Raw genomic sequence first — 13,532 nt, forward strand, 5'->3', positions numbered from 1 at the left:
CCCAGTCAGCTTCGCTGACAGCCCCCTCGTCAGAGGGGGCCGAACATCCGCACGATTGCTCGTGCCTGCTTCGTTCTTCTCTACCACAGCAGTTCCCTTTCCACGGTGGCGGCCGTCTGCCAGTCGCGTTCGATGCGCATCGCGTCGAGATGCACGCCGCCCTGGGGCAGCATCCACGCGTCGACCGGCGGGTTGGGCCTCTCGCGTCTCGGATACACGGCGAGGGTCTTGAGCCAGATGCCGTGCGTGGCGAGCGTTTCGAGCACCTCGCGGAAGCGCGGCTCCCATGGGGCGGCGTCGAGCGTGTCGATGAAGCTGTAGGTGCCGTCGTGGCCCTTGATGGGCCGGGACATGAAGCTGGTCATGTTGAGGCCCGCGTCGCGCAGGATGTCGAGTACGTTGGCGACGACGCCCGGACCGGTGACGAGCGGAATGAACGTGATGATGGTCTCGAACTCCCCGGTGCCGTGCTTGCGGAACCTCGAGGACAGGTCGCGTACGTCGTCGCGTCGGGCGAGGACGAGGAATTCGGTGCGGGCGCCCTCGAAGTCCTGCACGCGTTCGGCGAGCGTGTCAAGACCGTACAGGTCGCCGCAGATGCGCGGGCCGAACGCGATGCGTCCCGGCTTCAGGTCGCGGCATGCAGCGGCGTTGGAGGATGCGGGGACCGCCCTGAGATGATGTTCGGCGATGAAGCGCTTGCACTGCGCGAGTCCGTGTGAGTGTGCGGAGACGATGACGGGTTCGCCTCCCCCATGTCCGTTCAGCGGATCGTCGCCCGCCACGGCGAACGCGTCGAAGGCGACGTCGACGCCCACGCGCGCGAATCCGGCGAGATCGGTCGAGTCGATCAGGGCGTCGAGGTTCGGCACCACGTACCCCTCGACGTTGTTCTCCCATGCGATGACGCCCCAGCCGCGCCCCTGCTGGACGGCGTCGATGATGGCGGGGACGTCGGACAGGGCGGTCAGCGTGATCTCGCCGTCATCGTCTTCGTCGCCGCCGACGTACGGTCGCAGCTGGTCGGCGGCCTCCATCGCCGCCTGATGGGTGAAGGTGCCTTCCGGCCCCAGGTAGAACAGTTCCTTACATGCCATAGGCTCCTACTGTAGCGGCCGTGGGGTCGGACAGGCCGACCCCACGCGCACATCGTGGAACCGATTGGCGAATGTACGGTTGTACGCTCAGGAGCGCAGCAGGATCTCCGCGAGCGCTCCGGACACCGCTTCGGGCATGTCACTGACCCAGAAGTCGTTGTCGTAGCGGGGGCCTCGGTCCAGCGTGCGGATCGCGTCGAGCGCGTGCACGCCGAGCTCCCTGACCGCGTTCAGCGCGAGCTCCTTGGTGCGGTAGCGCATCTGGGCGTGCAGAAGCAGGTCCATGACGTCCGATTCGATCGGGTTGTCGGCGATGGCGAGGCCGCCGGGGACCGTGATGCGCAGACCCGCCTGCGAGGAGACGTCGGACACATGCACCGACAGGCTCATCGTCGCCTCGTCGTACGTCACGTCCGGCGTGCCGTCGCATGGCTGTCCGCCGCAGCGCACCTGCACGTCGGCGGCCGACACCGGCGCGACGCCGCGGAACACGATGGTCCACTCGCGCCTGTCCGGAACGGCATCCGCATCACCCGACACCGGCGCGATGGACAGGCTGCTCGACATGCGAGGGCCGTTCCCGGGCGCTTCCTCGCAGTCGTCGGCGTCACGCCATGTGAACGAGATCGCAGTCCTGGCGGCGGCGGAACCTCGCGTGCCGTCGTCCTCACGCAGCGTGAACGCACCGTCGGCTCCGGGGAAGACGATCACCTCCAGGGCGTTCGGATTATCGACCGAGTTCACCGCGGGATCGCCGGCGTCCGCCACCCTCTGCAACGGCACGATGCCGCCGGCCTTGGCGAACACGGGGATCCGGTCGATGCCGCGCCACGCCTCGAGCCGTCGTCCGACGCCCGAGACCGTATGCGAGGCATATCGGCGTCCGTCGAAGAAGTCGAACCATTCGCCGTCGGGCAGCCACACCTCGGCGCGGCCGCGTTGCGCCGCGTGGTCGTTCGCCTCGACGATCGGGGCGACGATCAGCTCGGTGCCGAATCGGAACTCGTTCGGCACCTCGTATGCGTTGGCGGTGTCGGGCGACTGCCAGTACATCGGTTCCACCAGCGGCCTGCCGTCAAGCGCCGCACGCCAGTCCATCGTGTACAGATAGGGCAGCATCGCATGTCGCAGCCGCAGCATGCCGGTCATCGATTCGCGCACGGCGGGCTCGAAGTTCCACGGCTCCTTGCCGGCGAACGGCGAGTTGGAGGAGTGCAGACGGTTGATCGGGCTGAATGTGCCGAGCTGATACCAGCGGGCCTCGAGCTCCTCGTCGCGGTAGCCGAACATGTGTCCGCCGATGTCATGACTCCACCACCCGTAGCCGATGTTCGAGGCGGTGGCGGTGAAGTACGGCTGGAACCTGAGCGATTCCCAGGTCACGATCGTGTCCCCGGAGAAGCCGACCGGGTACCGGTGCGATCCGGGGCCCGCGTATCGGGAGAAGGTGATCGGCCAGCGGCCGCCTCGGCCGGAGTCGAGATAGTGCATGTGGTTGAGCATCCACAGCGGGTCGAGGCCCTTCTGGCGGGTGACGCCGCCCTGCTGCCAGTCGAGCCACCAGAAATCGACGCCCTCGTCCTCCAGCGCGTGATGCATGGCGAAGTACGCGTCCATGTAATCCGGGCTGGTCAGATCGCATTCGACGCTCTCGCCGCTGGCCGGATCGATGCCGACGCGCTTGGCGACGGCCGGATAGGCGTCCTCGTACGCGCGCACGCCGTCGCGCGGGTGCACGTTGAGCGTGGTCTTGAGTCCGCGCTCGTGCAGGGATTCGAGGAACGCCGGCGGATCGGGGAACAGGTTGCGGTTCCATGTGTAGCCGGTCCATCCGGAACCGTATTTCGGGTCGACATCGTCGACCAGATGCCAGTCCATGTCGATCACGGACGTGGTGAACGGGATGCCCTCACGCTTGAACCGGTCCATGAGGTTCAGGTAGCTCTCCTGCGTGTACCGGTAGTAGCGGCTCCACCAGTTGCCGAGCGCCCATCGCGGCAGCAGCGGCGTGGGGCCCGTAAGCCGGTAGAAGTCGCGTACGGCCTCGATGTAGCGGTGGCCGTAGCCGAAGAAGTACAGGTCCGTCTCCCCGTTTGTGCGAGGCTCGACCCAGCTGCCGAACGGATTGCGTTTGCCGTCGACCTCGTTCGCCTCGACGATGATGTTGGACGCGGAGTCGTCGATCACGGCCCAGCCGTCGCGGGAGATGACGCCGTCGCCGAGCGGGATCTCGCCGTCGGCCTCGTCGAGCGTACGGGCGGTGCCCTTGAGGTTGCCACGCTGCGCGTCGCCGTAGTGCCAGGTGTTGAACTGGGTGTCGGACACGCCCTTGACCACGACGCTCAGTCCCTCCTTGCTGAAAGGCCTTCCGTCGTAGGTGATGTACAGCGAATCGGTGTCGATGATCACCCGGCCGTCGCGTTCGACGAGCGAGAAGCGCACGTCCTCGCCGAGATCGCGGTTGAGCACGGTCTGGGTCGGCCGGTCCTCGAACACACCGTCATCCGACCATTCGAAGCGGACGAGCGATGGGGTGATCATCGTGATGCGCCAGCGGTCGGCGCGGATGACGGAGTCGGTGCGCGCGAGCGGCTTCGCATCGACCTTGAAGTCCTTCGGATCGGGAGACTGCGTGTCCAACCCGGTTTGCGGTGCGATATGCGATGCGGTCATGGTCGTTGTTGTCCTTTCACTTGCCGGAACCGGTGGCGATGCCGGCGATGAACTGCTTCTGGAAGCACATGTACACGATAACCACCGGGATGATCGCCACCGACGTGGCGGCGAACAGTCCGCCGTAGTCGGTGCCGTACTGGCCGGAGAACATCTTGAGGCCGACCGACAGCAGCTGCTTGTCGTCGTCGGTGATCATGAGGAACGGCCACAGGTAGTCCTCCCAGTTCCACAGGAACGTGAAGATCGCGAGCGCGGCGATGGAGTTGCGGCTCATCGGCAGCACGACCTGATGGAAGATGCGCCAGTCGCTGGCGCCGTCGAGACGCGCCGCCTCGATGATCTCGTCGGAGATGCCGCCGATGGACTGGCGGAACAGGAACACGCCGAATCCGGAGACCAGACCGGGGATGATGAGCGCACGGTAGGTGTCGAGCCAGCCGAACTGGACCATCATGTCGTACTGCGGGATGATGGTAACGGCCCACGGCAGCATCATGGTGGCGAGCACCATGCCGAACAGCAGGTTGCGTCCGCGGAAGTGCAGTTTGGAGAACACGTAGCCGAGCACGGCGCTGATGTAGATGATGAGCAGGGTCTTGAGACTGGCCACGAACAGGGAGTTCGCGAACAGGCGCAGGAAGTTGAACTTGTCCTGGATGTTGATGTAGTTGTCGATCGTGCTGGGCGTGGGGAACACGCCGCCGGTGAGCTTGACGATCTCGCTGTTGGGTGCGAACGAGGAGACCAGCATCCAGATGAACGGGATGATGGTGACGGCCGCAAGCACGAACAGCAGTGCGGTGACGATGACCGATGCGATGGTGTTCCTCTTCATCGTGTTTCCTCCAGATTGTCGCCGGACGCCTTGAACATGAGCAGGGTGAGCACGCCGGTCAGTGCGAACAGGATGACGCTCATCGCGGAGGCGACGCCGAAGTTGTACTTCTGGAACGCCTGGTCGTAGATGAGGTAGCTGATGGTGTAGGTGTCGGTGCCCGGTCCGCCGCCGGTCATCACGAGGATCTGCACGTAGGCCTGCAGGTAGCTGATGAGCGAGGTGATGACGATGAGCAGTGTGGTCGGGCGCAGCAGCGGCAGGGTGATCGAGCGGAACGTCTGCCATTTGTTGGCGCCGTCGAGGGAGACGGCCTCGTAGACGTCCTTCGGCAGGGACATGATGCCGCCCATGTACAGGACGGTGGCGTAGCCGAAGTCCTTCCAGATGGTCATGATGATGATCGCCGGCATGGCCCACTTGGAGTCGTTGAGCCAGCTGATGTCGAGGCCGGTGATCTTGTCGATCATGCCGAACTGCGGGTCGAACATCCACATCCAGACGAACGAGACGGCCACGAGCGGCGTGATGGTGGGCATGTAGAACAGGCCGCGCAGCGAGTCCTTCGCCTTGACGAGTTTGGAGGTCAGGAGCATGGCGAGCGCCAGGCCGATGACCACGCGGAACAGGATCGAGAAGAAGGAGAACACGGCGGTGTTCCAGATCGACTTCCAGAACAGGGAATCGGTGAGGACCTGGGTGAAGTTGTCCAGACCGACCCAGTTGTAGGTGTCGGTCAGCGGATTCCATTCATGCAGGCTGCCGGCGAACGCCTTGAAGATCGGGTAGGCCATGAACACCGCGAAGTACGCGATGAGGAGCACCACCGACACGTTGCGCATGGACAGGATGTCGCCAAGCGCAAGGTGCCTGCGTGCCGGCGTCGAGGTCGTGTGTCGTGACTTGGATGTTGACGTTGACATTGCCATGTCTCCTTTCAGTCCTGCTTGGCTTCGTCGTAGTGCTGGTACATGCGCTCCAGCGAGACGAAGTCGCTGTTCTTCATGTCGGTTTCGATCTGGGCCTGTGCGGCGGCTACCGCCTTGGCGATCGGCTGATGGTTCTGGAAGACGTTCTGGAAGGCGATCTTGGGGCTGCTTTCCAGCGTGGAGGGCGTCGGGCCGGGCCAGATCAGACGGTCGAGTCGGGGTTTGATCGCCGCCATGACCGGATTGGAGAGGATCTCGGGATCATCCTGCAGCGACTTCTTGCCGGGGAAGGAGTTCTGCAGTTTGACCGCAGTGCGCACGTAGTCGTCACCGGCGAGCATGAAGCGGATCACGTCCTGGGCGACCGCGCGCTGCTCGGCGCTCTGGTGCTTGTTGATGCCGGGCGTGGATTCGCCGTTGTACCTGTCGTAGGCGAACGGCACGTCTTTGGTGAAGGTCGGCGTCGGGAAGACGCCGTAGTCGATGTCCGGGTACTTGGTGTCGAGCGTGCCCTGCAGCGCGCCCCACGCGTAGATCATCGCGGTCTGGCCGTTGCCGAAGCTCTGTTCGGAGTTGTCTCCGAACTTGACGGAGCCGACCTTGTCCTTCTCGTAGAGATCGAGGAGGAACTGGAGGTTCTCGCGCGTGGCCTTACTGTCGTAGTTGGCCTTCGTGCCGGACTTGTCGAACATGAGCGTGCCGCGCTGGTAGTTGAGTCCCTGCCACAGGCCGTCGTAGCGGCCGTCGCCGTTCATGTTGAATCCGGCCTGCACCATCTTGCCGCCGTCGAATTTCGTGAGCTTCCTGGCGACTTCGGCGAACTCGTCCCATGTGGTGGGGATGTCGGCGTCGGTCAGTCCGGCCTCCTTCCACAGGGTCTTGTTGTAGTAGATGTTGCCGGTGTTGATCACGGAGTCGATGTAGTCGACCTTACCGTCGACCACGTGGGTCTCGACGTTCGTGTAGTCGGCCTCGAGGTCGTCGAGGTCGATGTCGTAGGCCTCCATATGCGGGCGGAGCAGCGCATCCTGCGAGTTGTGCACGTTGAACAGGACCGGTGCGTTCCTGTTGCCCTTGAGGGAAAGCGGCGTCTTGACCCAGTAGTCGCTCCATGCGACCTGCGAGATCTTGAACGTGACGTTGGGGTGGATCTTCTCGTATTCATGAAGCATGGTGACGACCGGATCGGTGCTGCCGTCTCCCCAGGTCCAGTATCCGAGTTCGATGGGCTGGCCGTCGTTGACCAGATGGTTGGGGTCATAGGTCAGGTGCTGTCCGAGCACCTCAAGCCCCTTGTCGGCCTTGGTGTCGATCACGCCCGACGTACTGTTCGCACTGCAACCGGTTACACCAGCCAACAGGGCAACAGTGGCAGTCAGTGCAGCCAGTGCAGTCAGTGGTTTTCTGACGTTCATTACTCCCTTACCTCCTCGTAAGCTGCGGTGGGCATGGCTTTACGATAGCGGGATCAAACCGGTTCGGCAACTGCATTGTAACAAGATGTAAACCGTTACATTTGTAAACCGTTGCAAAATCATCTATGTGCACGCTAACAAGCCATTTTACACCGGCGTGTCGTACATGCAATCATTTACATTCAGGTGAGTCCCATGCGATATTGACATACAATGTCAGGCAACGGCGGGACGGACACGGCGTCCGCCCCATACCCCACACCCGCAACCGACTGCACCATCGCATACGCCAAGGAGATCGCCATGAGACCCAACATCGAGGACGTTGCCGAAAGGGCAGGGGTATCGACCGCGACGGTGTCGAGGGCGTTCTCCAAGCCGGATCTCGTCTCGGAGAAAACCCGCGCCAAGGTCATGAAGGTGGCCGACGAACTCGGATTCTCCGTCTCGCGCACGGCCGGCGTGCTGCGCTCAGGCAGATCCCACCGCATCGCGCTGCTCGTCGGAGGCCCGAGGATCGAATGGTTCACCGCCGGACTAATCGAAGGGCTCAACGCGGTATTCCGCGACGCCGGCTACGATCTGGTCATCTATCCCATCGGCTCGGGCCAGGCGAGGCACACGTTCTTCGAGGACCTCCCCGTCTCCGGCAACGCGGACGCGGTCGTCATATCGTCCTTCGCCGCCAGCCCTGAGGAGATCGGACGACTGCGCAGCGCCATGCGCATCCCGCTGATCGGCATCAATATCACCGGCGAGGGGTTCGACGCCTCCACCAGCATCGACGACCGTCTCGGCATCCGCCTCATCGTACGGCATCTGGCGCAACTCGGGCACCGCAATCTGCTGTACATGTACGAGGACTTCCACAACACCCTCGGATTCAGCTCGCTCAACCGCATCAGCGGATTCCGCGAGGCCTGCGAGCATCTCCCCGGCGTCACCGGACACATCGTCTCCACCCGGCCGGGAGACGACATGCTCGACGCCATGGCCTCCGAGCTGCACGCATACGACGACCCGCCCACCGCGGTGTGCTTCCATCAGGACTCGATGGCGATACCACTGCTGCTCAACCTGCGCCGATACGGGTTGAGCGTGCCCGACGATCTGTCGATCACGGGATTCGACGACAGCACCTTCTCGGCCGTGGCCGGCCTGACCACCGTAAGGCAGGACCCATACGCCATGGCCGTGGCCGCCGCGCACAAGACACTCGATCTCATCGAAGACCGGACACCGGCCGAGCCATACGAGATCTTCCCCGTACGGCTCGTGGTACGGGCGACCACCGCGGCACCGGCCCGTCGCTGACTGCCGGGCGGACGACCGGGACCGTTCAGGAAACCTTTCTCGGCGGGATCGCGAACCAGCGGGCGGGAAGGACGAGCAGGAGCACCTGCAGCGCGATCACGCCGTAGAGCCAGATGTAGCCTACGTGCTGGCTCATGAACGGCACTTCGGCGCCGAAGCCGGCGACGGTGAGCACATCGCCGCCGGGGCCGCCCGCGATGGCGAGCCCCCACGCCACGATCGACGAGACGGTCAGGTGCAGACCGATGCCAACAGCCCCCTGACGCGCGCGTGCGGCGTAGGTCGACAGGCCGACGATGAGGAGCGCGAGCACGAGACCGTAGGGGATGTTCATCGACGCGCCCATGCGGTGCGCGAACGTGCCGACGAACGCCGAACCGGCGCCGGCGGCCACCGTGACCAGCGATCGGCCGAGAGGGCCGAACCGGTGCGACCACGGCATCAGGGATGGGTCATTATGGCGTTGCGGTTGCTGCTTCATACCGGATCACTGTACCCGCCGCCCCGCCGAACTGGAGTCCCCTTGTCGACAGCCCACTCGTCATAAGGAGCCGGCCGCTCACGACGAATGTGACGAAGACGACATTTTTCGTTTTCCGGCTGTCGTCCACCCGTACGCAACCTGCGACGCACCTACTGATTGCTAGGCTCTTGCCAAGCCCGCAAACACTACATCTAGTGGCGACACGCTCGACATGCCACAACCGATAGCGTTTTCAATCAAATGACATGGATGTAATCTATATCCCCAGCAAGCGCGCACGACGCTTTCACGCGAATAGCGCCAAGCCACAACCACCCCAGCTACGGGATTCCATCGGACCCGCATCCAACGAGCATCAGACAAGGAACTGCCATGACCGTCACCGTGTTCACCAAGCCCCGCTGCCCGCAGTGCGACGCCACCAAGCGTCAGCTCACCAAGCTCGGCGTGCCCTTCGACACCGTTGACCTGTCCGAGAACCCGTCCACCCTGGAGCAGCTGCAGGCCGCCGGATTCCGTCAGGCCCCGGTCGTCATCACCCCCGACAACTCGTGGACAGGCTACCGTCCCGATCTGATCAAGGAGCTCGCCAAGTCGCAGGCCACCGTCGCCGCGTGAGCGTGAGGACCGACCGTTCGATGTCCTTCACACCGAAGATCAGCACCAGCCCGGCCGGCACGCGCGGCGAGGCCGACGCATACGGCGTCGGCGGACAGCCCACCTTGGCTCGTGCGCCGAAGAGCGCGCCGATCGCCATGCACGCCGACCCGACGCCCGCAAGCGACGACACCACCCCCAGTACCCCGGAGACCGCCGCGACGGGCGGCGCCGGCAAGTCCATCGGAGCATTGGTGTACTTCTCCTCCGCATCGGAGAACACATCCCGATTCGTCGCCGGACTGAAACTGTCCGAACTGGGCGTCAACGTCTACCGCATTCCGCTCAAGCCCGGTCAGCCCGCACTGCAGGTACGCGAACCGTATCTGCTCATGGTGCCCACCTACGGCGGCGGAGACGCTCGCAAGGCCGTGCCGGTGCAGGTCAAGAAGTTCCTCAACAACGCGGCGAACCGCGCGTGGATCCGCGGCGTCATCGCCTCGGGCAACACGAACTTCGGCTCCGCGTACGCCGCCGCCGGCGACATCATCGCCGCGAAATGCCGCGTGCCCTACCTGTACCGCTTCGAACTGATGGGCACCCGCGAGGACACGCGCAAGGTGCGCGAGGGCATCGCCCGCTTCTTCCGTGAACGGAACGCCACGGCGCGCTGATCTCCGCGCGCCTTCACTAACCCACTCGACAAATCGACCACCGACCACAGGACAAGCCATTTACATGACCACCTACGATCCCTCCACCGATTACCATGCGCTCAACGCGATGCTCAACCTCTACGACGAGCACGGCCTCATCCAGTTCGGCAAGGACAAGGAGGCGGAGCGCGCCTACGTCACCTCCGAGATCGAACCGAACACGATGAGGTTCGACTCCACCGCCGAGCGTCTCGACTATCTCATCGGACATCAGTACTACGACGGCGACGTGTTCGCCCGCTACTCCCCCGAATTCCTCGACGCGTTCTATCAGCGCGCCCAATCGAGCGGATTCGAGTTCGAGACGTTCCTCGGCGCGTTCAAGTTCTTCCGCTCCTACGCGTTGAAGTCATTCGACGGCAAGACGTACCTCGAGGACTTCCCGCAGCGCTGCGCTGCCGTGGCGCTCGATCTCGCCGCCGGCGACGAGCATGCGGCCGAACGCTACCTCGACGAGATGCTCGCCGGCCGCTTCCAGCCGGCCACGCCGACGTTCCTCAACCTCGGCAAGGCGCAGCGCGGCGAGCCTGTCAGCTGCTTCCTCGTGCGCATCGAGGACAACATGGAGTCGATCTCGCGCGGCATCAACGCGGCCCTGCAGCTGTCCAAGCGCGGCGGCGGCGTGGCCCTGCTGCTGTCGAACCTCAGGGAGCTCGGCGCGCCGATCAAGCACATCGAGAACCAGTCCAGCGGCGTCGTGCCGGTCATGAAGCTTCTGGAGGACTCGTTCTCCTACGCGAACCAGCTGGGCGCGCGCCAGGGCGCCGGCGCCGTGTACCTGAACGCCCATCACCCCGACATCATGCGCTTCCTCGACACCAAGCGCGAGAACGCGGACGAGAAGATCCGCATCAAGTCGCTCGCCCTAGGCGTCGTCGTGCCGGACATCACGTTCGAACTGGCCAAGCGCAAGGAGCAGATGGCGCTGTTCAGCCCGTACGACGTCGAACGCGTCTACGGCAAGCCGTTCGCCGACATCTCGGTGAGCGAGCGCTATGACGAGATGCTCGCCGACGACCGCATCAGCAAGACGTACATCGACGCGCGCAAGTTCTTCACGACGCTCGCCGAGCTCCAGTTCGAATCCGGATACCCGTACATCGTGTTCGAGGACACCGTCAACCGCGCCAACCCGATCGACGGCCGCGTGACCATGTCGAACCTGTGCTCGGAGATCCTGCAGGTGCAGGAGCCGAGCTCCTACGCGGAGGACCTGTCCTACACGCATGTGGGCCGCGACGTATCCTGCAACCTCGGCTCGCTCAACATCGCCAAGGCGATGGACGGCGGCCTCGCCGACACGGTCGAGACGGCGATCCATGCGCTGACCGCCGTGGCCGAGCACACGAGCATCGACGCGGTACCCTCGATCCGCCGCGCCAACGAGGAGGGTCACGCGATCGGCCTCGGCCAGATGAACCTGCACGGCTTCCTCGCGCGCGAGGGCATCATGTACGGCTCCGATGAGGCGCTCGACTTCACCGACATGTACTTCATGACCGTCGCCTACCACGCCTACAAGGCCTCGCACGAGCTGGCCGTCCGCCACGGCAAGGCGTTCGTCGGCTTCGAACGCTCCGACTACGCCAAGCCTGCCGGAGCGGGCAACTACTTCGACAAGTACACTGACGGCCGCCGTTCGATCGAACCGCGAACCGAACGCGTGCGCGAGCTGTTCGCACGTTTCGGCGTCGCGATCCCGACCGTCGCCGACTGGCAGGCGCTGCGCGACGAGATCCTCGCCGACGGCATCTACAACCAGAACCTGCAGGCCGTGCCGCCGACCGGATCGATCTCGTACATCAATCACTCCACGTCGTCGATCCACCCGATCGCCTCGAAGATCGAGATCCGCAAGGAAGGCAAGATCGGCCGCATGTACTACCCCGCGCCGTACATGACGAACGACAACCTCGAGTACTTCAAGGACGCCTATGAGATCGGATGGCAGGCGATCGTCGACACGTACGCCGAGGCCACGCAGCACGTCGACCAGGGCCTGTCCCTGACGCTGTTCTTCCCCGACACGGCCACCACTCGCGACGTGAACAAGGCGCAGATCTACGCCTGGCGCAAGGGCATCAAGACCCTCTACTACATCCGCATCCGCCAGCAGGCCCTCGAAGGCACCGAAGTGGCCGGCTGCGTGTCGTGCATGCTGTGAGTGCTTGACCGTTAGCCGTGGATGGTGGGGTGTGCGATACCCGACACACTCAAGGCCGTTCGGCCAAGCCTACGGTCGTGCATCGCACACCCCACCATCCACTCCGTTGGTCTCACCACGCACGAAACGTAGAAGGGAAAGCGAAACATGTCACCGATGATCTACCGCATGATCCTGCGTCTGACGGCGCCGGAGGAGTACGCGGACAAATACGGCGAACACGACGACAACGCAAACGAGTAAATACAGGAAACGAGGAACGAATATGGCACCGATCTCCGTACCGCGCAAGCCGCTCAAGCTCATCGACCGCGTCAGCGCGATCAACTGGAACCGTCTCGAGGACGACAAGGACCTCGAGGTGTGGGACCGTCTGACCGGCAACTTCTGGCTGCCGGAAAAGGTTCCGGTCTCGAACGACATCCCCAGCTGGCAGTCGATGAGCGAGGAGGAGCACACGCTCACGATGCGCGTGTTCACCGGCCTCACGCTGCTCGACACGATCCAGGGCACCGTCGGTGCGGTCTCCCTGATCCCCGACGCCCTCACCCCGCACGAGGAGGCCGTGTACACGAACATCGCGTTCATGGAGTCCGTGCATGCGAAGAGCTATTCGTCGATCTTCTCTACGCTGTGCTCCACCGAGCAGATCGACGCCGCGTTCTCGTGGAGCGAGGAGAACGAGTACCTGCAGAAGAAGGCGCAGATCGTCCTCGACTACTACGAGGGCGACAGCCCCCTGAAGCGCAAGGTCGCCTCCACGCTGCTGGAGTCGTTCCTGTTCTATTCGGGCTTCTACCTGCCGATGTACTTCTCTAGCCACGCGAAGCTGACGAACACGGCCGACGTGATCCGACTCATCATCCGCGACGAGGCCGTGCACGGCTACTACATCGGCTACAAGTACCAGCGTGGTCTCGAGCGCGTGAACGAGGCGAAGCGCGAGGAGATGCGCGAGTACACATACGAGCTGCTCAACGAGCTGTACGACAACGAGGTGGAGTACACCGAGTCGCTGTATGCGGGCGTGGGCCTGGTCGAGGACGTGGAGAAGTTCCTGCGCTACAACGGCAACAAGGCGCTGATGAACCTCGGCTACCCGGCGCTGTTCCCGGCTGAGATCTGCGATGTGAATCCGGCGATCATCGCGTCCCTCTCCCCCAACGCCGACGAGAACCACGACTTCTTCTCCGGCTCCGGCTCCTCCTACGTGATGGGCAAGGCCGAGGAGACTGACGACGAGGACTGGGACTTCTGACAGGCTGCCACCAGAAACACGAAAAGGCTTTCCAAGGATCCGCAATG

At 63.8% G+C, this 13,532-nt stretch carries 11 protein-coding genes; 5 read left to right on the forward strand and 6 right to left on the reverse strand.

Annotation, left to right across the window (positions count from 1 at the left end; genetic code table 11):
* Positions 1–80: 80 nt before the first annotated feature.
* The 5 genes from BW11_RS00350 to BW11_RS00370 all read right to left on the reverse strand — a co-directional run bounded on the left by BW11_RS00350 (position 81) and on the right by BW11_RS00370 (position 6,952).
* Positions 81–1,097 (reverse strand): prephenate dehydratase domain-containing protein, encoded by a 1,017-nt coding sequence (locus BW11_RS00350; RefSeq protein ID WP_140444259.1) that lies wholly within the window; start codon positions 1,095–1,097, stop codon positions 81–83.
* 87 nt (positions 1,098–1,184) lie between these two features.
* Positions 1,185–3,770: a glycoside hydrolase family 31 protein gene (locus BW11_RS00355; protein WP_140444260.1), complete on the reverse strand. Its 2,586-nt coding sequence runs from the start codon at positions 3,768–3,770 to the stop codon at positions 1,185–1,187.
* Positions 3,771–3,786: 16 nt separating this feature from the next.
* Positions 3,787–4,608: a carbohydrate ABC transporter permease gene (locus tag BW11_RS00360; RefSeq protein ID WP_043164288.1), complete on the reverse strand. Its 822-nt coding sequence runs from the start codon at positions 4,606–4,608 to the stop codon at positions 3,787–3,789.
* Positions 4,605–5,450 carry a carbohydrate ABC transporter permease gene (locus BW11_RS00365; protein WP_258184421.1) on the reverse strand — a complete coding sequence of 282 codons (846 nt, stop codon included), beginning with the start codon at positions 5,448–5,450 and terminating at the stop codon, positions 4,605–4,607. Before BW11_RS00365 ends, BW11_RS00360 begins: the two co-directional genes overlap by 4 nt.
* Before the next feature lie 95 nt (positions 5,451–5,545).
* Entirely contained in the window at positions 5,546–6,952 is a 1,407-nt protein-coding gene (locus BW11_RS00370) for an extracellular solute-binding protein (protein ID WP_140444262.1), read from the reverse strand.
* Positions 6,953–7,255: 303 nt separating this feature from the next.
* On the opposite strand from BW11_RS00370, the gene BW11_RS00375 reads away from it, so the two are divergent.
* On the forward strand, positions 7,256–8,266 hold the full coding sequence (locus tag BW11_RS00375; protein ID WP_140444263.1) for a LacI family DNA-binding transcriptional regulator: 1,011 nt from the start codon (positions 7,256–7,258) through the stop codon (positions 8,264–8,266).
* A 25-nt stretch (positions 8,267–8,291) separates the two neighbouring features.
* Here BW11_RS00375 and BW11_RS00380 read toward each other — a convergent pair whose 3' ends face one another.
* Positions 8,292–8,747, reverse strand: a complete 456-nt coding sequence (locus BW11_RS00380) for an alcohol dehydrogenase (RefSeq protein ID WP_140444264.1) — start codon at positions 8,745–8,747, stop codon at positions 8,292–8,294.
* Positions 8,748–9,122: 375 nt separating this feature from the next.
* Between BW11_RS00380 and BW11_RS00385 the strand changes: the two genes are divergently transcribed.
* From BW11_RS00385 to nrdF, 4 genes are all read left to right on the forward strand, one after another.
* Complete coding sequence (locus BW11_RS00385) at positions 9,123–9,368, forward strand: glutaredoxin family protein (protein ID WP_043164293.1); 246 nt, start codon at positions 9,123–9,125, stop codon at positions 9,366–9,368.
* Between the two features lie 137 nt (positions 9,369–9,505).
* Entirely contained in the window at positions 9,506–10,021 is a 516-nt protein-coding gene (gene nrdI, locus BW11_RS00390; RefSeq protein WP_258184422.1) for a class Ib ribonucleoside-diphosphate reductase assembly flavoprotein NrdI, read from the forward strand.
* A gap of 64 nt (positions 10,022–10,085) precedes the next feature.
* Positions 10,086–12,227, forward strand: coding sequence for a class 1b ribonucleoside-diphosphate reductase subunit alpha (gene nrdE / locus BW11_RS00395; RefSeq protein WP_140444265.1), 2,142 nt, complete (start codon positions 10,086–10,088; stop codon positions 12,225–12,227).
* Between the two features lie 265 nt (positions 12,228–12,492).
* Positions 12,493–13,485: a class 1b ribonucleoside-diphosphate reductase subunit beta gene (gene nrdF, locus BW11_RS00400; RefSeq protein WP_043164295.1), complete on the forward strand. Its 993-nt coding sequence runs from the start codon at positions 12,493–12,495 to the stop codon at positions 13,483–13,485.
* Positions 13,486–13,532 lie beyond the last annotated feature (47 nt).

This window comes from Bifidobacterium sp. UTCIF-38, assembly GCF_006454495.1.
In the GTDB taxonomy this organism is placed as follows: Bacteria; Actinomycetota; Actinomycetes; order Actinomycetales; family Bifidobacteriaceae; genus Bifidobacterium; species Bifidobacterium callitrichos.

Coding starts and splice junctions, on each gene's coding strand:
- BW11_RS00350 (WP_140444259.1), bottom strand. CDS start 1,097: ATGGCATGTAAGGAACTGTTCTACCTGGGGCCGGAAGGCACCTTCACC.
- BW11_RS00355 (WP_140444260.1), bottom strand. CDS start 3,770: ATGACCGCATCGCATATCGCACCGCAAACCGGGTTGGACACGCAGTCT.
- BW11_RS00360 (WP_043164288.1), bottom strand. CDS start 4,608: ATGAAGAGGAACACCATCGCATCGGTCATCGTCACCGCACTGCTGTTC.
- BW11_RS00365 (WP_258184421.1), bottom strand. CDS start 5,450: ATGCGCAACGTGTCGGTGGTGCTCCTCATCGCGTACTTCGCGGTGTTC.
- BW11_RS00370 (WP_140444262.1), bottom strand. CDS start 6,952: ATGAACGTCAGAAAACCACTGACTGCACTGGCTGCACTGACTGCCACT.
- BW11_RS00375 (WP_140444263.1), top strand. CDS start 7,256: ATGAGACCCAACATCGAGGACGTTGCCGAAAGGGCAGGGGTATCGACC.
- BW11_RS00380 (WP_140444264.1), bottom strand. CDS start 8,747: ATGAAGCAGCAACCGCAACGCCATAATGACCCATCCCTGATGCCGTGG.
- BW11_RS00385 (WP_043164293.1), top strand. CDS start 9,123: ATGACCGTCACCGTGTTCACCAAGCCCCGCTGCCCGCAGTGCGACGCC.
- nrdI (WP_258184422.1), top strand. CDS start 9,506: ATGCACGCCGACCCGACGCCCGCAAGCGACGACACCACCCCCAGTACC.
- nrdE (WP_140444265.1), top strand. CDS start 10,086: ATGACCACCTACGATCCCTCCACCGATTACCATGCGCTCAACGCGATG.
- nrdF (WP_043164295.1), top strand. CDS start 12,493: ATGGCACCGATCTCCGTACCGCGCAAGCCGCTCAAGCTCATCGACCGC.